Source organism: Candidatus Nitrospira nitrosa, from assembly GCF_001458735.1.
In the GTDB taxonomy this organism is placed as follows: domain Bacteria; phylum Nitrospirota; class Nitrospiria; order Nitrospirales; family Nitrospiraceae; genus Nitrospira_D; species Nitrospira_D nitrosa.
Genome location: NZ_CZQA01000011.1, coordinates 59,184 through 76,910, shown reverse-complemented (window position 1 = coordinate 76,910; position 17,727 = coordinate 59,184). Strand labels below are relative to the sequence as shown.

15 protein-coding genes are annotated in these 17,727 nt (G+C 55.1%); all 15 read right to left on the bottom strand.

Features of this window, described 5'->3' with window-relative positions:
* Positions 1–27: 27 nt before the first annotated feature.
* On the bottom strand, positions 28–2,145 hold the full coding sequence (cas8g1, locus tag COMA1_RS17165; protein WP_090750767.1) for a type I-G CRISPR-associated protein Cas8g1/Csx17: 2,118 nt from the start codon (positions 2,143–2,145) through the stop codon (positions 28–30).
* Positions 2,138–4,585: a CRISPR-associated helicase/endonuclease Cas3 gene (locus COMA1_RS17160; protein WP_090750766.1), complete on the bottom strand. Its 2,448-nt coding sequence runs from the start codon at positions 4,583–4,585 to the stop codon at positions 2,138–2,140. The genes cas8g1 and COMA1_RS17160 overlap by 8 nt, the downstream gene beginning before the upstream one ends.
* Before the next feature lie 39 nt (positions 4,586–4,624).
* Positions 4,625–4,972 (bottom strand): hypothetical protein, encoded by a 348-nt coding sequence (locus COMA1_RS17155; RefSeq protein ID WP_090750765.1) that lies wholly within the window; start codon positions 4,970–4,972, stop codon positions 4,625–4,627.
* A gap of 160 nt (positions 4,973–5,132) precedes the next feature.
* Positions 5,133–6,119 (bottom strand): helix-turn-helix transcriptional regulator, encoded by a 987-nt coding sequence (locus tag COMA1_RS17150; protein ID WP_090750764.1) that lies wholly within the window; start codon positions 6,117–6,119, stop codon positions 5,133–5,135.
* A gap of 263 nt (positions 6,120–6,382) precedes the next feature.
* The gene (locus tag COMA1_RS17145) at positions 6,383–6,640 is read right to left on the bottom strand and encodes a hypothetical protein (RefSeq protein ID WP_090750763.1); all 258 of its coding nucleotides are present in this window, start codon (positions 6,638–6,640) and stop codon (positions 6,383–6,385) included.
* 372 nt (positions 6,641–7,012) lie between these two features.
* A complete protein-coding gene (locus COMA1_RS17140; protein WP_090750762.1) occupies positions 7,013–7,432 on the bottom strand; it encodes a hypothetical protein in 420 nt (139 codons plus the stop codon).
* A gap of 322 nt (positions 7,433–7,754) precedes the next feature.
* A complete protein-coding gene (locus COMA1_RS17135) occupies positions 7,755–8,165 on the bottom strand; it encodes a hypothetical protein (protein WP_090750761.1) in 411 nt (136 codons plus the stop codon).
* 71 nt (positions 8,166–8,236) lie between these two features.
* Positions 8,237–9,265 (bottom strand): beta-barrel domain-containing protein, encoded by a 1,029-nt coding sequence (locus tag COMA1_RS17130; protein ID WP_176698143.1) that lies wholly within the window; start codon positions 9,263–9,265, stop codon positions 8,237–8,239.
* Between the two features lie 7 nt (positions 9,266–9,272).
* Positions 9,273–11,456 (bottom strand): type I secretion system permease/ATPase, encoded by a 2,184-nt coding sequence (locus COMA1_RS17125; RefSeq protein ID WP_090750759.1) that lies wholly within the window; start codon positions 11,454–11,456, stop codon positions 9,273–9,275.
* A 233-nt stretch (positions 11,457–11,689) separates the two neighbouring features.
* Positions 11,690–11,866: a hypothetical protein gene (locus tag COMA1_RS21165; protein WP_176698142.1), complete on the bottom strand. Its 177-nt coding sequence runs from the start codon at positions 11,864–11,866 to the stop codon at positions 11,690–11,692.
* Positions 11,867–12,035: 169 nt separating this feature from the next.
* Complete coding sequence (locus COMA1_RS17120) at positions 12,036–13,820, bottom strand: hypothetical protein (RefSeq protein ID WP_090750758.1); 1,785 nt, start codon at positions 13,818–13,820, stop codon at positions 12,036–12,038.
* Positions 13,821–15,131 (bottom strand): glutamate-5-semialdehyde dehydrogenase, encoded by a 1,311-nt coding sequence (locus COMA1_RS17115; RefSeq protein ID WP_218055417.1) that lies wholly within the window; start codon positions 15,129–15,131, stop codon positions 13,821–13,823. It abuts the gene before it with no gap.
* A gap of 289 nt (positions 15,132–15,420) precedes the next feature.
* Positions 15,421–16,434, bottom strand: coding sequence for a UDP-glucuronic acid decarboxylase family protein (locus COMA1_RS17110; RefSeq protein ID WP_090750757.1), 1,014 nt, complete (start codon positions 16,432–16,434; stop codon positions 15,421–15,423).
* A 154-nt stretch (positions 16,435–16,588) separates the two neighbouring features.
* Positions 16,589–17,134, bottom strand: coding sequence for a hypothetical protein (locus COMA1_RS17105; RefSeq protein ID WP_090750756.1), 546 nt, complete (start codon positions 17,132–17,134; stop codon positions 16,589–16,591).
* A gap of 4 nt (positions 17,135–17,138) precedes the next feature.
* Complete coding sequence (locus tag COMA1_RS17100; RefSeq protein WP_090750755.1) at positions 17,139–17,726, bottom strand: hypothetical protein; 588 nt, start codon at positions 17,724–17,726, stop codon at positions 17,139–17,141.
* Position 17,727: the final 1 nt, after the last annotated feature.

The window sequence follows — 17,727 nt, the reverse complement described above, 5'->3', positions numbered from 1 at the left end:
GCAGTCTCCTTTCGCGTTAAACGAAAATCACATTATTTCGTTGTGCTGTAGCTTCTGTGAGCTGAGAATTCTCTCGGCCAGACTCGCTTCCTGCTGCTTTGAAATAGGGAAAAGAACAGCGCCTGCAATGCGACGGGTGACATTGGCTGGTTCGGAGATGACCTCCACTGCAGGTATGAATCCACACCCGCGTAGGCGCCGTACTGCTAGGCGTGATGCTTCACCGGATTGCCCCGCAATTGATCGGACAATGATCGCAGGCACATAGGGCATTGGGATGCCTCTGAATGGATGTGGCAGATGCGTTAGCTTGAGCAAGGCATAGAGTGCGGGCAACAGGCTCTCATGATCGTCCGTTCCCTGTGCTGACTCTTGAACCAAATGCCAATTGATTAACGTGAGTCCGTGCAAAAGCATCTCTAGCCGACTCTCATCCACATTGCCGACCACGAACTCGTGAATGTCATTGAGGGACGCTGGATACTTCCCCGCTAACGGCAACGCCTTTCGCTGTTCACGCTGGGCATCCATACATCGCCGAGACAACACAGCGGTCAGGTTGTCGATCAGTGATCCATGGCCCCAAATAACTCGGGGATGGGTATCGGTATCAAGCCACGCAGCCCACGCCGCTCTAACTTGCACAGGCTCCATATTCTCGCGAAGGCCCACAGAGGCCAGGGATGCAGCCAGCCGAAATTCGACACTCCCGTCGTTAGTGGCTTCTAGCCACTTTGTCGAGAGAAGTGGGATAGGCTTGAGAAAATGTTTTTCTCGAAACTGAAGGGGAGATTGCGCAAGAGTTGCTTCGGCCTCACCGAGAGCGATCAAGATGTTCGCCATTCTTGGCGCATCGCCTGTTTGGCAATACTCCATGATGGCCCGCTCTATGCCTCGAAGCACTTGCCCCATGTGAGCAGATACCCTGTCTCCTAGGGCAACCCGACGAAACTGGCCAAACCAAACGTCTATTTCCTTTAACAGGTCTATTTCGGGTTGCTGTACAACGTTCCATCGGCCAAGTGGAGCTGCAAAGAAATTCTGGCCGTTCCGCATAAGGAAGCTGTGCCTCGAAAACTGCGCAATTCCACGCGCGATTCCGAGACTCGCTACAGCCCTGGCAAAATCTACCCCGTTTCTTGCCTGACGTTTCCCAACCTCTACTCGTCCCTCTGAGAAGAGCGCTTTAATTTCCTCAAACATGGATGGAGACTTCCACAGAGGTAGCCACACTTCAAACGGCTCTCGCTTTGCCTGAGCCGGTTTCACCGAATCAGACAGTGTTGCCGAAGCATATCCAGCCCCAGACGGAAGAACGGTAAATGGTGACGCAAGCCTGCTTGGCGTTTGAGTGGCCAAACGTCTGACGGTGGCTGTTGACCAAACCATCACACCTTCCATGAGAAGAAGATAATCCCATGGATTGGTCACAACAGGCCCTGCAAACCCCGTTGACGCATTCGCTCCACCAACAGCCGATGGGGCGAAATGGCCTGGGGTTTGCCGAGATGTTGCCTCAGGCATTGGCACTCCCCATAGTGCAGCATGAAGAGCGTTTTCCCCTTCACCTTTAATAATTATCGTGACGACTTGCTGGGAGTAACCAGACATGTAACTACCACTACCCTCATTGCCTCCTGTGCCGAGAATTGGTGGGTAGCTTTTCCCTTCTTCTGTCAAAACAAAAGCAGCATCTAGGAAAGGAATTACATTATCAGGAAGATATGAACGACACGCCCGCATCAATCTGAGCTTCTCCTGATCCGTCTCCGGCTTTTCCTTAACTCCCAATCGGTCCAGCAGGTGCTGAACTGCTTCGATCACTTCTCGAAATGACCGCAGGCGGTCCATCTTGCTCTTTTGAATTTCAGCTAATGCTTGGCGCGCTGCACTCTCAGATGAGCCAGGGTAAAATCCTGATCGAGCACCCCATGGACCGACAATCGGAGTGGGTTGATATTTTTCCAAGAAGAACTTTTCCAATTCCTCACGGCTCAGTTTCGTGCGCAACCTAAACTCGTCATCAACCCACCACCCACGGACTTCAGGATCAGCTTGTTCGCTTACGAGACGAAGAATGCCCAGGGCCTTCAGATAATGCGCCAACGGTTCTGGCCGACATCCTGTAATCTGGAGATCAGGCATTTACCCCTCCCTCTTTCGCAGTCCCGCGCCAGTCCGCAACGCGCACCAAAGTCTCCATCCATGCCAATCTGAATGGGCCATAGTGATCCCGAAGCCGAAGCATCCGCTCCAGCCAACTTGGGCCATGCGGTCCCTCCCCCATCTCCATAAAACTTAGAGTGAGTGTCACTGCCTGCGTAGATATCTCATCTCCCAAATCCACAGCCGGCAATTGATCGCCCTCCCAGACGCCACGCGCAAATCGTCGCACTTCCGGCGGGACCTCCTCATCGGGCAAGGACCGAATTGAGAGTCGGACCTTCCCGTGGTGTGCAGCAGCCAGATAGGCCGCTAGGTCCGATTCTTTGTGTAGCAAGAGGGCCAACGCTGAAGCCAGTTCATGGCGAAAATGCTTGCGGTCTGGGCGGCCTTTCTTATGATCGGACTTAGCCCAGGGGCCGCCGGACTTACGAGGATTGTTAGGCAGTAATGGGTTGGTCAACATCTTCTGAAAGACCTCATGGGCTTTTCCCACATCATGCCACCGAGCTGCCGTGAACAATTCGCTCCACGGAATTGTGAGAGTCGGATCATCGAGGGTTGTTTTCAAGGATTTCATTTCTTGAGCTACATCCGTTGCATGCTCCGTTAAATGAACAAACCGATGAATAAAGGTGAACCGGTCTTCATCAAGCGCGTCGTTGGAGGGCAATTCAGGAAGCAATGGCACGGCTGGCACCGCACCGTCATTCTTTCCTGTCCAGCCAAGGTCTTCCGCATAGCCGCCTTCGGAGACATGCAGCAGTATGGTCAAGCCGGACCAGACATTGTCTTTTTTAACCGGAAGCCAATGACGTTCCAACCCATCCCATCGAAAAGCCAGGACATCTTTTTTCAGGAACTCTTTGATTCGCCCAATTGCCACCGCGCAAAGCTCTTCAGGTCTTAGCGCAGGCATATCAGCCGACGGCTTTCCCCCGTCCCACTGCCGCCAATAGACCTGCACATCGTTATTTTCTCCGTCGCGAATGTATCGGGAGACATCAATATCGTTCCCTGCCAAGTCTGGTGTCGTATCGAACAGATCCACCACATCACGACGGCGGAGCACATACCCGACCTCGTCTTTTTTGGGAGCTGTAATCTTCGACACCTTGCTCGGCCCCACTTCTTTGAGATAATTCAGCTGGCCTCTCGACCAATCCAGATCGTCAATCTCATAAGGGAGAGCCGCTTCAGGGACTAATTGTTGTTCCCCCTTCTTATCTACCAGTGCGGTTTCCAGGTCGATCCAGAATACGTGAGCTGCATTTTTCGGTTCCCACTCTCCATACCGATTGCAGCGTCCAAACCGTTGCACCAACGATGACCAAGGAGCCAGCTCCGTAAACAGAGTCCGCGCGGAGATATCCACCCCAGCTTCAATTGCCTGAGTTGCCACTACAATTCGACCATGCTCGGGTTTTTCTTTCAGTCGTTGTTGGAGATGCACTCGTTCCGCCTGGCGAAACCTTGAATGAATCAAACAGGGTTCTGGCTGGTTAGGCACACCCTTCAATTGTCGCTGTAACTCGACAAAGACATCTTGCGCGCGCCCTACTCGATTGACCATCACAACGGTCAAGGTACCTGACTGATGATGGCGACATACTTCCTCCGCTAATCTTTTTGGGTACTCGCCTTCAGACCCCTGCGTCCAGATCGTTTCAGCCTTGTGCAAGAGTTTCACGGACTTGACACGTCTGGCGATATCCGAATGCTCGACATCATCGGCAATCAAGGAGAGACGCGGAAGATTCTTTGCCCGCTCTGCAAAATCAACGGTGCCCAAAGTATCTGTTTTTGGGGTGGCCGACATCCATACGGATTGTGCGGGACCAAAGGTACCAAACTTCTCCCGAAAGGCTTGTAATTGAGCCGTTGTGGTCAGCCCCACTCCCATTAACTGAACCTCGTCCATAATCCACAGGCAGTCGTTGTTCAGTAAGGCATAGTGCATGGGCCACCGATAACGACTCATGGCATAGCCTCTGTTCAAAGCTCGCGAAAGTAGTTGATCTTGGGTACCGATCAGGATCGCATTTGCCTCTGGATAAGCGTCCCAGTCATTGTCAATGTCGCCGCCCATAAAGGTGTGCACAGAGACTTCACCCTCTCGGAGTTCCGTAAGTAGCTCTAGGTTCTTGAGCCATGTTTGAGCACTCTCTACCGTTTGCTCCACCAACACTCGCATGGGCAAGCAATAGACCAATCGCCTTGGCGTTGCCTTCTGAACTGTCTCTTCAGCGAAACGCCTCCGCCACAACCATCCCAACACCGCCATCGCGGTCTTGCCCATCCCCGTCGGCACGTCCACCAATTCGGGTAGAGTCGGCTCACAGGCAAATCGAATCTGGAATGGATATGGCTCCCTCTCAGTCGCTTGCCGGAACCACCGTGCAAATGCTTCTTTGTTGTTCATCGCAACATCCTATTCCTTGATCGCATGATCACGCCAGCGTCACTTCCACCCTCGGCCCAGCGGCGCGAACGGCACGGTCGGGTTGTACTTGTTCACCGGATTCAACGGATTGTCCGGGTGATACTGGTTCACCGAGTTGAATGGATTATTCGGATTGTATTTGTTCACAGGGTTCGCTGGATTGCCGGGATCGTACCGATTCACGGGGTTGAAGGCGCTGTCCGGATCGTATTTGTTGATTGGGTTCAAGGGATTGTCGACCTGATACCGGTTGACCGGGTTGAAGATGTTGTACTCGCGCTCGTACCGTTCATCAAAACCCATCTCCGCATGACTGCTTGTCGTCCACGTCAGGAGTACCATGATCAGCAGTATCCGGTGTTTCATCAAACCCTCCTTATGATGACGTCACGGGATACGATACCGGATAACTGTGACATCGGAGGTCACGCTCTGGGATAATTTTTATCCTGCCTTCGATGCGCGATTTCCTCGTTGTGGAGCGTTCCCCAGACCAACGCGTCACACACACTCCGGACATCCGAGGTCACGGATTGGCGGATATCTTGGCCGCCTCCTGCTTAACTGTCGCGCACAACGACTCCGGCCGCACGACCCGGACGCCGCTTCCAAAACTGAGAATCCAGCCGACGAGTTCGCGGCTGTCGGCGACCGTGCTGATCATCCGCAGCCTCCCACCAGGCAGCCGTTTCAATTGTTGGCTGGGATGCCAGACACGATCCTTCGCCCAGGCAGCCGTCCCTTTCTCAAAGACCAGTTCCACCTCGATGCGCGGTCCCCTCATGACCGTCAGCGAGTCTTCCACGAAGGTATCAAAGTCGAAATGCAGTGGGATTTGGTACGGGAGGTCGGTCGGCGTCACGGATTTAATACGCTCGACGGCAAACATGCGCGGTTCGTTGCGAAGATGGCAATAGCCGATCAGGTACAGGCCGCCGGAGGCATACCAGAGCCGGTAGGGATCGACCTCACGCCGGGTGACCCGCCCACGTGCAGCCGAATCGTAGCGCATTTGGATCCGCGTCTTGTCGGCGATGGCGTGCGTGACACGCTCGATGACTTCGCGGTGCCGCTTGTATCGCTTATGCGGACCAAGCCCAATGGAGAACGTGCATTCAAGCTGCTGGACCAGCGTGAGCCCTTCCTGCGGAAGCGCTGCAGCAGCCTTGCTCAACGCTGATTGCAACGAGGCATGCAGGGCTGTGCCTTCGAGTGGGGCAATGAGGCGACGACTGAGGGTGAGGGCCATCAGCTCAGTGGGCGACAGACGCAACGCCGGCGCCTGCCGTACCCCATCGAGCAGTTTCCACCGTGTCCGCCCATCAACCCGTTCCGTCAGTAGCGGGTACCCGGCCGATTCAATCGCCTCGAGATCACGGCGCAGCGTTCGGGGATGTCGGGTCGCCGCAGGGTCAAGCCCCTCGGACAGTTGTTCCAGCGTCAGTCCATGGCGTGCGGATTCTAACCGCTTGAGTACCATGAGCTGCCGAACAGCCTGGTCATTGCGAGGCATCGTTGCCGAAATCTACAGGAAGGCGAACCATTCCGAACAGTATTCCAAAGAGGGGGAAACGGTCGAGTCGCTCCCTGAACATGAAGGGCGGAAGAGTTAGACACGTACAGCCTGATGGTCAACGGTATTTTCAAGGGCTACCGCATCGGCCACCTGAACATTCACGACACCGGAGACATGCTGACAATCCTGTAGTGGAAGTGGGACGTATTGCAGGGGGGGAGGGGGACGACGAGACATATGAGGTGATTACAAGATTGAAGCTAGATCTGCTCCTCAAGAAATCGTAATCCTGATCCTGTAATCTGAACCATTCCGTCTTGGCCTATCTTGAGATAGTGCCGTTTCTTGAGCGCCTCTACTGCGAGACCGGTCTCTCCCGTTCTGTGTGGGTCAAAGAGAAGGAAAAGATTATCATAATGTTTCGGTCCATGGTGCTTGAGGTGTTGTAAGACTCGGCGCTGGAGACTCCTCTTCCGTTTCTGTTCCTTATCACCAAGCCTGATTGGCTTCGTTGACATGAAACACCAACTAAAGGTGGTTTGCAGTGGCGTCAGTACACCGTCAGGCTCTGGAGTCAGGTTTGAAATGGAGGATGGCCGCATCTTAAGAGCAATGCCGGCAAAGTACAAGACGTAATAATGATAGTATTCGGTTCCGCATAACTTATTACAAGTATTCCTAACGTCACTGGCTTATAAGAGTGAACTCCCTGGAGTCAGAGCGGCTCAGAGGTCGCTGAATTCAAATCTGCAGTTTTCTGGCCCGCATGATTCATCACGGTTCGTAAGGAGACCATCATGAATACTGTGGCGAGGTGATGGACTCACGCGGCTCGACGAGATGGAAAAGATGTACACCCTCCGTAACATCGGGTGATGACTGTCTTACAGCTATCGACGGGGCTGCGTCATGCTCCGCACGATGGGCGCATAAGACGATTGAACGGGAGTCTCGTGCAGGGTCCCCAGTAACAGCCGCCCGAGAAACATTGTCGCAGCGATGGACAGACTGCTCTGGAACCAGCCCGCAAGTGACTGCGCATCCAGGAGCACGGCTGTCCCACTGAGGAGCCAGATTCCTCCACCCATGACGACAAGGCAGGCGGGTCTGGTGGTGTCTGTCATACGGAGTGCCACCGCGACACTGATCGCCCCCACCAGCAGGGCAAGCAGCGGATACATCCCAGGATCAATCTGAGGTGTAATCCCAAGAGCGGCGAGCAACATACCCGCGAGAAAGATCACACCGTAGACAATGACTATCCCGCGTGCGATGGCTCTCCATGGAAGGGGCTCGTGCTGAGGTGTCATGCGGGTCAGGATACGGTCTGATCCGTAGACCGCGCCATCCCACAAAAGCCGGGGGAGTAGAATAGCAGAGATGTAGGTTAGGCGTTCTGTGAAGAGATCATGAAACCATCGATCACAAGGACCAACCGCTTACTGCATAGGGAGCCTTGACCTTCGATTTCCTAGTTTGCCGCGTCTTTTCTGGCGACGACTGAGCAAGCGAGGTGGTCTTTGACAAGACTCTTCAGCACTTGCCGTCTCACGCTTACTACCCGCCAACACGCCCATTTGCCCCCAGTGACTTGCTTTGGGGCGATCACCACATCGCCTGTGCTTCTCTCTGCTACTGTACCGGGGTCACCATATGGGCGATAATGCGAACACCGAGGTCTTTTCCATCCGGCGTTCGTAGCACCGGCGGCGGTGCTTCCATATACCCTTCCACCACGCACGGCATTCGTTCTGTCACCACGGTTGCGCGCAACGCTCCGACTTGACATCGGGAGCGATACAACACGGCAATGGTTCCACTGCTATCTTCGAGTTCGAATTCAGCTCCGCACAACGACTGCTTGGTCGCCAGTTCGCTTCCGGCATGGACCACGACGTTCTTCGCCACCCCTTCCAGCTTGACGATCTTTCGATGCACAGCACTGGGATTGATTAAGAGAGAACCGATCCCCGTCACCGGCTCAGCAGCCCATCCGTTCACCACCATCAGCAGCACGATCCCCGTGCCAATCTTGAGTTTCATCTCTGACGCGCGTCCTCTCACCCCTACCTCATTCGCCTGTTTGCCGGTTGGAACGCCTCTCTCAGCAGATCTCACGAGAGATTCCGGCGCTCGATGAAACTGCGCACAGCCTGAATGAGCGCGGTCCATTCCCGCATGCGTTCGTTCATGAGCTGGTGGACGGGCTCCAGGAGGTACTCGATCATGCGGCGCTGACCGGTCTTGATCTCAACCGCCACCGCCATACCGGGAACAAGCTTGACCTCTGCGCTCCCGACGCGAGTCGTCGAATGATCCAGACCGACCCTGATAGACGAAACAAGCCCGACGTGTGTGTTCGACGTGCTCTTGTTAGGCCCCCTCGTTACATAACCGGGAATGGTCTCCTGATACACCGGCTGAATCGTGGCGAGCGTGATCGCAACCGACTGTCCCTTGTGGACGATCCCCACATCCCTACTCTCGATCCGCGCCTCGACCTCCAGTGAGTGCTTCAGAGGCACAACGGTAAGCAGCGGCTGTGCCGGCGTCACCACCCTGCCCACTGCCTGAACCGCAAGTTGCCGCACTACCCCATCAATCGGTGAGAGCACTCGCTGAACTCCCGCGTTCTGTTCGACTTTCGTGATCGCTTGCGAAACGGATGCGGCGTTGGCTTCGAGCGCGGGTGGCTTCGTCTGTGTCGTCTGCTGAGCATCTGAGGCCAGGATGTGAGACTGCGGCTCGGCTTCCGTGAGTTTCCTGGTCAGATCCAGTTCGATCAAGACCTCGCCCGACTTCACCACTTGTCCATCATGGACGTGAATGGCTGTAATGACCCCTGCTTCATGCGGGTGAAGGACCCTTGAGTCCCCACCCAGTACGACCCTCCCTTGCGCCATCGTCACGGTATCAATCTTCACGACCGTGGTCCATACCGCTCCGGCCACACAGGCGATCAGGATGGTCCAGAACAACGCTCGGCCGAGCGGAGAGGGAGGCGTCTCCTGAATGTCCAACGCCTCAGGAAGAAACTCTGCGGCCGGTCCCTCCGGAACGGCTCTATTGGGAGGCTGTCCTGATTCAGCCTGCCAGGCCGCCTTCCAGACCATCCACTGTCGTTCTATTGTACCGAAGGCCATCGACGCCTCATGATTGATTTCCAACGTGAGAGACCAAGGGGCGTGAGGAAGTCCCTTCCTGCTCGCGCAGTTCCTCATAGGTGCCCTGTTCAATAATCCCACCTTTATCCAGGACAAAAAGGCGATGGGCCTGGCGCAGTGAACTCAACCGAGTGGTCATGATGAATACAGTACGGCCCTGAGCGATCTGACCCATATTCTGTTGAAACACCGTTTCGGATTCCTCGTCCAACGCACTCAAGGCTTCGTCGAATATCAGCAGGCGGGGATTCGCGGCAAGGGCACGGGCAATCGCGATCTGTTGACGCTGCCCACTCGAGAGCAGACAGCCGCGCTCGCCGATCTGCGTGTCATACCCGTTCTCTAATTCGACGATAAACTGGTGCGCTCCGGACAACGTTGCCGCCTGTATAATCTGCTCTCTCGGCATGGCGGGATTGCTCATCTCGATGTTGTCCCGAACCGAACCATTGAAGAGGACATTCTCGTGCAGCACGACACCCACGTGCCTACGCAGCCAAGCCGGATCGACCTGTACGAGATCCACACCATCCACCAGAATTCGTCCCTGTTCAGGCCTATAGAGACACTGGAGCAACTTGGCAATCGTGCTTTTGCCGGACCCTGAACGCCCCACGATCCCAACAATCTGACCCGGCTCCACTGAACACGACAGCTTGCGGATGACCGATGGCTCATCCGGCCTGTAGCGAAACGTGACCATTTCAAAACACACCCGCCCCTGGACCTGTGGAATCGTGATCCGATTCGGGTGATAGGAGGGCTCTGGCGGCCTGTTCAGTACGTCCCCCAACCGCTGGACCGAAATACCCACTTGCTGGAACTCCTGCCAAAGAGTGACCCATCTCAGAAGGAGGCCCATCACGTGAGCCGACAACAGGACAAACGCGATCAACTGCCCGATACTCAACTGCCCTTCAATGACGCGAGAGGCCCCGAGCCAAAAGACCACCGCCATGGTGACGTGGTACACCCCCGTCGCAATGTACCGTGCGATCGTGATCAGGCTGGTGGCACGAACACTCGCCTGCACATAACCGGCCAGCTGTGCGTCCCACTTCCGCCAGAGCGACGGCTCACCCGCCATGGCCTTCACCGTTTGGATGCCGCTGACGGCCTCGACCACGAATGCCTGATTGTCCGTTTCACGATTGAAGAGATCGCGTAGACAGGCCCGTATTGACGGGGCCATAGAGGAGTACAACAGCGCATAGATCGGCAATGTGACCATGACCACCAGCGTGAGCGGGGGGCTCAAGAGCCACATGCAGGCCAGAAAGACCACGGCAAAGGGAACATCCAAGAGCATCGTCATGGAGTGGCTCCCGACGAATTGGCGCAGCTGTTCCCACTCATGCACCAGAGCGACCGTATCACCCGCGCGCTTGGCATCAAAATACGTCGCAGGGAGCGACAGAATATGGCGAAAGAGTCGAGCTCCCAGAGTGACCGTCATGCGATTGGTTGTATGAGCAAACAGATAGGTGCGGAGCCCACCCAGGATGCCCTCAAAGATAGTCAGTGCGATGAGGCCGCCGGCCATCAACGAAAGCGTGCTCAACTCCTGGTGCACAAGAATCGTATCGATCACCAGTTGTGTCAAGAACGGCGTGAGGAGGGCCGCGAATTGGAGAAACGCCGATGCGATCAAGATCTCACCGAACAACTTCCGATACTTGACGATCCCCGGGATCACCCAGGTCAGATCGAACTTGAGATCATGAAGACGAATCGTGACTCGCTTCGTCACGAGCACCAACTCTCCCGTCCAGATCAGTTCGAATCGGTCACGAGAGAGGACGAGCGAATAACCTTCCACAGGATTCTGAACCAGCACCTGCTCGCCTTCGATCTTGGACACCACCACATAGCCTCCATCCAGGAGCTTGGCCATGGCGGGAAGAGAGGCTCCTTGCAGCTTGTGCCACTCACTTGTGACGAGACCGGCGTTCAATCCAAGATTCTTGGCGGTGCGGAGCAGTTCACTGTCGGACAGTTTCTGTCCAGGCTGGGCAAACTGATGTCGAAGCTGCGCGCCATTGACCGGAAGGTCATAGTACCGCGCGATAATCAGAAGGCATCGCAATCCGGTATCGGACTCATCCGACTCGAGCGATGACAGTATCGGATCAGATTGCTGGGAAGAGGTTGTCTCCGAAGCAGCTGACATGCAGCCATCTTAGGGGACAGGTTGGCGATGGCCAAATACTTTCAAGGATTAGCACAGAGGTGCCGCTTCCGTAATCGCAGGATCCGGTTCTCATTTCATTTTCGCATTGCCCATGAGTGCGCATCTTGTTGTTAGCAGGCATTCGCACCTTAACGGTTACGATGTAATGGCAGGTGATGTTGCACGCTTCTCATGGGCAGGCCTCATCCGCGATCAAAGCGACCGAACTGCGACTATCCGAGGTATCGCCCATACAGAAACGCGACAAACTGTTTGGCTCCCCGGAGTCTGCTCTTGATATTGTCATCACTCACACCGGATTGCCGAAGTTGCTGTTCAAACCTGACTAAGGCATCCCGTAGCTCTTTTCTCAATTCTCTCTCAATCACCTTATCCAACACACTTGGCATAATCTTCCTCCTCCATCCATTATCTACACGCTCATCCTACCTACAGTGTTGCACGAACGAGTACGGGGCAGACGATTCGGATTCTACAAGACTCGTCCCCGACAAGCCAGGCTTCTCGTGAAGAAAACCACTCTACCCAGTCACTCCGGGAACTCTTTCTCGGATGAAGTTACACCCGCCTGAGATGGAACAGCGTCAGCCCTGTTTTGACTCTGGCCTTCGGCAAGATCGTTTTATGCATGGCAAACGTGGGCAGCGCCGCTACTGACTCGCTCCAACAGAGCTGCCATAGCTCCGATGCCAGGACCGCCGGTATATCGACGGGGCCGACGACAAATGCATCACCTCCCCGCCTCAACGCTTGGCCTGCATTGGCGAGAGTTGTCTTTATTGCCGTCAGCGACCCAAACGTGTCGTAGGAGAGCCAGAGATACAGGAGATCATACAGCCCATGACGAGCTATTGACTCCTGCACCACATCTTCGGCGCCCATACGTATTCGTGGCAGCCAGTCCCATCGATTGATTTCTGCACACTGAGTCCAGAGCTGTTGCGCCTGCCGCTGGGCATACGCTCCATAGTGGACTCTCACCGTATAGTCGCGTGGTCGGTCGAAGAGCACGCATGTCGAAATGACGGCATCTCCGTTCACAATGAGCACGCGTTCCGCCAGCGATCGCAGTCTGCCGATCTCACGGTCCTGCTCTCCGAGATCATCCAGATAGTCGGCGACAAAGGGTTGTGCCGCAAGCTCACTGATCTCCTCGTGGCCTTCCGGATACAACAGCACAGCGCCAAACGCTTCACGCGGATGAAGGGCAGGAGGCTCCGGCACAAAGACCGTCCGCCAGTCGACAGGGCTCATCGGTCGTTCAAACGATGGGGCCGTCCGAACATGAAGACCGACCGGCAAAGAGATGATCGTTTCTTGTTCACGATCCTTGAGAATCATCTGCTGGCCTTCTATTCGCATACTGCGATCAAGGGGAAGCACGCGACGACCCAGTGGATTGACGTAGGCCAAGCCTCCCGTATCCGTCGCAAGGGTTGCCTTCTGCGCGACCCCATCTTTCATCGTGATACATACCCCCTGGCGTTCGTCAAAATAGCGTACCGGTGGATGATCGGCAGGCAGCCAGGCGACGACGTGCGATTTCGAGGGATTCATGAAGTCGACAAAGGGATCCCCGGTCCCTGATGAGTGAGGCGTGAAAAAGGTGCTGAACAGCCGAAACGCCGCCTCAGATGGATAGGGAGGGATGCCACGATACCGTAACGGTCGTGGCGCCGAATGCCCTTGTTGTTGATCGTCATACAGTCCGCGAATGAGTTCCAACACCGCTGAACCCGTCCCGGGTAGCAGCGATTTGAACAGCTCAACGACCGGGAGGAAATCAATCGCCTCCCAGTGCATCGCACCCATGCAGGACATAAAGCGTGCGGTTTCAAACCCGCCATCGTCCAACAGATAGAACGCATCTTTTCGTTGGCGGATCGTCGCCAGCCCGGTGGGCTCAATGGAAAAATCCTCATCCCGATAAAACCACCGCACCTCTTCAATTGGCACCCGTAAGGCCTTTGCCGCCAAACTACGAAGATCCTCGGGAGTAGTCCGCTGCCAGTTGGACCTCGTGGCAAGATTCACTCGGGTTTCATTTACCAAGCCGGCAGGTACTATTCCGACCCAGCCCCCCCAATCCAGCTTGACCCGGGCGCGCTTGAGGGACACGACCCCCAGTTCACTCACGTCCCATTCGCACTCATGGAGCGGGTGGCCTGTAGGATCGGTGGCAAGGAACCGTCTGCCATCAGGTCGATAAAAGACGAGGTGCCCGGTCGGTAACGTTCTAACGTGTCCGCCGACCTTGTGGAAGGATTCAGCAAGCGCACGGGTGGAAGGAAATCGGAGATGGCCTGGAGCGAACAGGGCACATGCAATGGGATCCGAGGACATTCACTCGCGGAGCTGGCCGCTCCCTAAAACCATAAACTTTGAGCAGGTCAGTTCTTCTAATCCCATCGGGCCCCGAGCATGAATCCTCGACGTGCTGATCCCGATCTCAGCCCCGAGACCGAACTGATATCCGTCATTGAGGCGCGTAGAAGCGTTCACTATCACCGCACCGGCATCAACCTCTTTAAGAAATCGCATCGAGCGCCCATAGTCCGACGTCACGATCGCTTCCGTATGTCGCGAGCCATACTGCGCGATATGCTCCATGGCCTCATCCATGTTCTTCACGACTTTCACGGCCAGGACGAGATCCAAAAATTCTTTCCCGTAATCGTTCTCACTGGCCGGCTTGGCCTCCGAGATCAACTGACAGGTCTTGGCGCAGCCTCGGATTTCAACATGGGCTGCCCGGAGACCAGCCGCCAGCGCCGGCAAGAACGTGCGCGCAATCGACTGGTGCACCAGCAGTGTTTCCATAGCGTTGCAGGTTGATGGGCGCTGCACCTTCGCATTGAGGCAAATCGCTTCCGCCATGGCGACATCGGCTGCAGCATCGACATAGATATGACAGACACCCGCATCATGCTTGACTACGGGAATGGTCGAGTGTTCGGCAATGAGTTTCATCAACGATTCGCCACCACGGGGAATGATCAAGTCGATGCACTGATCCTGCTTGAGCAAGACCTGTACGATCTCACGATCCGCGCGATCGACGAACGTGATCGCACCCGGTGGGATACCGGCTTTTTGTGACGCGTCGGAGAGAATGGACGCGATCGCCGTATTGGAATGAATCGCTTCGCTGCCGCCTCTCAACACACAGACATTCCCCGACTTGAGGCAAAGCGCAGCGGAATCAGCTGTCACATTCGGACGCGACTCATAAATGATTCCGATCACCCCGATCGGCACGCGAACCCGCCCCACCTGCATCCCGTTGGGTCTTGTCCACATGGCAGACATCATCCCCACAGGATCCGGCAACTGCGCCACCTCGCGGATCCCCGCTGCCATCTCCTTGATCCGTTTGTCGGTCAACCGCAAGCGATCCGCCATGGCCTTCTTGTCATTGGCAGCCCCAAAGGCCTCGAGATCGCGCTCATTTGCCGTGATCAATTCGTCCGATTTGGCTTCCAACGCATCCGCCATCGCCAACAATGCTTGGTTCTTGGTTAATGTCGGTAGCGCGGCAAGTCGTCTGGCTGCCCGTTTCGCGTTGGACACTAGGTCAACGACATATTCCATCGTAGGCAATGGCTTCGATGGTTCACTACCTGGTTCTGAAACGGCTTGACTCAGCGCTTCCATAGTTCTCCCCGGCGACTCACAATTGGGAAGGATGCAGACAATACCGCGTGGATAAGAAAGAGGTCAAGAGTTCGACCACTGCGTGGTATCGGAGAAGACATTCAGCCCATTGATGTCCGCCACCTTAGCAGAATATTGAACTGTCCGGTGACCTTGTTCATTTGCAATGATACCAATAATCGGGTGCGAGCATGCGACCTTATTAAATGGTCTCGATTTCCTGAACGCTCCCCCCTTGCGAGCCTTTTGAATCAAGCTATCGAGGCAGAATGCGCGACCATGGAGGTTTTCAGCAACCTGCCAAAGCCTTTTTGAAGTATTGGATGGTTTTCACTAACGCATCCTCTAGCTCGACCTGAGGTTCCCACTTCAGAAACATCTTCGCCCGAGTAATATCCGGTCGTCTCACTTTCGGATCATCGGCCGGCAAGGGATGATGGGTAATCTGACTCGACGAGCGAGTAAGTTTCAGAATTTCCTTGGCGATCTGCAGCACCGTCAGTTCCCTAGGATTCCCGATATTGACCGGGTCATGAACACTGCTGACTTGGTTGGACTCCTGCTTAATGAAAAACGATTTTCGGTCGGTCCGCTGCTCGACCGTCTTGTCGGAATCCACAAGGAGCAGGGCAATGATCCCACGCACGAGGTCATCGACATAACAAAAACTTCTGGTTTGATTGCCGTCGCCATACACCGTGAGCGGCTTCCCCTGAATAGCTTGCACGATGAAATTCGAGACCACCCGTCCATCGTTCGGTCTCATCCTTGGGCCGAACGTATTAAAAATACGGACGATCCTTGTATCGAGACCATGATAGCGTTGATACGCCATGGTCATTGCCTCGGCGAAACGCTTCGCTTCATCATAGACGCCCCGGGGGCTAATGGGATTGACGTTCCCCCAGTAGGACTCGGGTTGCGGGTTGACCAGAGGATCCCCATAGACTTCCGATGTGCTTGCGATAAGAAAGCGCGCCCCTTTTGCTTTCGCCAACCCCAAGGCCTTATGTGTTCCCAATCCACCGACCTTCATCGTCGCAATCGGCATGTCGAGATAATCTTGAGGACTCGCAGGCGAGGCAAAATGCATTACCGCATCAAGATGGCCCTCGACATGAATATAATCACAGACGTTATACTTCACGAACGAAAACAGCTCATTCCCCATCAAATGGGCGACGTTCTCCACTTTGCCGGTGCTGAGATTGTCCATACTGATAACCTGATGCCCTTGCCCAACGAGCGACTCGGCCAAATGGCTCCCCAAGAATCCTGCCCCGCCTGTGATCAATATACGCATATCTTACATTCCTCCCACTACGTGGCTATCCCCCATAAAGACACGAGAAACTTTCTGCATGGTCACACTCGACAGCACATGATTGTACCTATGTCACCACCGATGTAGCAAACGATCGAGATCGGGAACGTCCTATCTGTATCCAAACAAAAACCTAGTTCACTGTGGGTATCCGTCCTGGTCCCGCACCCGCAGGCATGGGTGGCCCCAGCACCCCTCCCTGAGAGGGACTGGGATGTTGAAAGACCCAGTCATGGTGAGTCGGTTTACCCTGAAAATGACGAACGACCAATGGAAAGTTGTTCTGTTTGATGGGCCTGAGCTTACTCGTGCTTCGAACCCCCATGATTCCTCCCGTCGGGGCTCGCAACAGTTCCCATTCGCCATGTCCTATCGGATCAAGATACACCTTCCTGAGAAACGGTTTGGGGGGCCGTGTCAGCTCAGCGAGCGTGTGAGGATAGATCTCGCCTGGCATGACCCTGCCTGCCTTCGCTGTCGCCGAATACAGGGCCAACGCCGCTTGAATCTCCATGCCCTTGGCCAGTAAGTCCATCTCGAGTTCCCGTTGGATTATCGTCTTCCACTGCTTCGCGGCGACGGTCATCAGCAGCCCCATGAGGGTCACGGCCAGCATGACCATGAGGTAGGAAAACCCTGTCTCAGTCCCTCTCGACCATGCTGCAGAACGCCGCATCATTGTGTCACTCCTGGGCTTCTGCCTCGTCCGACAACCCAACCATCTGGTCTACTTGTGTACCAGAATCCCGCACGGTTACATTCTCAGGCGTGATCTTTTTGAGCACCAGCCGATTGTCAATACGATCACCGGCCTTGAGCACCAAGACATCGTCATCCTTGCGAAGTACCGCCACAGACGGACTGGTCGTTACCCCCTCCCCCATGCGCAGGAACCCCAAATATTTGATCGGCCCCGACTCTGCGACACCACCCTGATCCGTGAGAGTCTCCGTTGCATGTGTCTCTTCCTGATCAGGCACGACCACATCAGAATTCACCGGGAGTGTTCCCTCGACAGATGTCATTGAGAAAATATTCCGAGGCATCATATGGGTGGCATCACGTTCCATCGCTGTGGCCTTAAGCAGGCTCAGATTGACATGCAACCCCGCCCCTCTTCCGTCCGACTGACGACCTCCTGTCCCGGGACCTGTGACATTGGTCAGGGGAACACGAACTGGCGCTTCCAGCAAATTCCACTGCCAAACTGCCAACGCAGCCCATACGAGGATCAGCGAGCCTGCCATCATCACCTTCTTCGTTGCATCCATG

Coding starts and splice junctions, on each gene's coding strand:
- cas8g1 (WP_090750767.1), bottom strand. CDS start 2,145: ATGCCTGATCTCCAGATTACAGGATGTCGGCCAGAACCGTTGGCGCAT.
- COMA1_RS17160 (WP_090750766.1), bottom strand. CDS start 4,585: ATGAACAACAAAGAAGCATTTGCACGGTGGTTCCGGCAAGCGACTGAG.
- COMA1_RS17155 (WP_090750765.1), bottom strand. CDS start 4,972: ATGAAACACCGGATACTGCTGATCATGGTACTCCTGACGTGGACGACA.
- COMA1_RS17150 (WP_090750764.1), bottom strand. CDS start 6,119: ATGCCTCGCAATGACCAGGCTGTTCGGCAGCTCATGGTACTCAAGCGG.
- COMA1_RS17145 (WP_090750763.1), bottom strand. CDS start 6,640: ATGTCAACGAAGCCAATCAGGCTTGGTGATAAGGAACAGAAACGGAAG.
- COMA1_RS17140 (WP_090750762.1), bottom strand. CDS start 7,432: ATGACACCTCAGCACGAGCCCCTTCCATGGAGAGCCATCGCACGCGGG.
- COMA1_RS17135 (WP_090750761.1), bottom strand. CDS start 8,165: ATGAAACTCAAGATTGGCACGGGGATCGTGCTGCTGATGGTGGTGAAC.
- COMA1_RS17130 (WP_176698143.1), bottom strand. CDS start 9,265: ATGGCCTTCGGTACAATAGAACGACAGTGGATGGTCTGGAAGGCGGCC.
- COMA1_RS17125 (WP_090750759.1), bottom strand. CDS start 11,456: ATGTCAGCTGCTTCGGAGACAACCTCTTCCCAGCAATCTGATCCGATA.
- COMA1_RS21165 (WP_176698142.1), bottom strand. CDS start 11,866: ATGCCAAGTGTGTTGGATAAGGTGATTGAGAGAGAATTGAGAAAAGAG.
- COMA1_RS17120 (WP_090750758.1), bottom strand. CDS start 13,820: ATGTCCTCGGATCCCATTGCATGTGCCCTGTTCGCTCCAGGCCATCTC.
- COMA1_RS17115 (WP_218055417.1), bottom strand. CDS start 15,131: ATGGAAGCGCTGAGTCAAGCCGTTTCAGAACCAGGTAGTGAACCATCG.
- COMA1_RS17110 (WP_090750757.1), bottom strand. CDS start 16,434: ATGCGTATATTGATCACAGGCGGGGCAGGATTCTTGGGGAGCCATTTG.
- COMA1_RS17105 (WP_090750756.1), bottom strand. CDS start 17,134: ATGATGCGGCGTTCTGCAGCATGGTCGAGAGGGACTGAGACAGGGTTT.
- COMA1_RS17100 (WP_090750755.1), bottom strand. CDS start 17,726: ATGGATGCAACGAAGAAGGTGATGATGGCAGGCTCGCTGATCCTCGTA.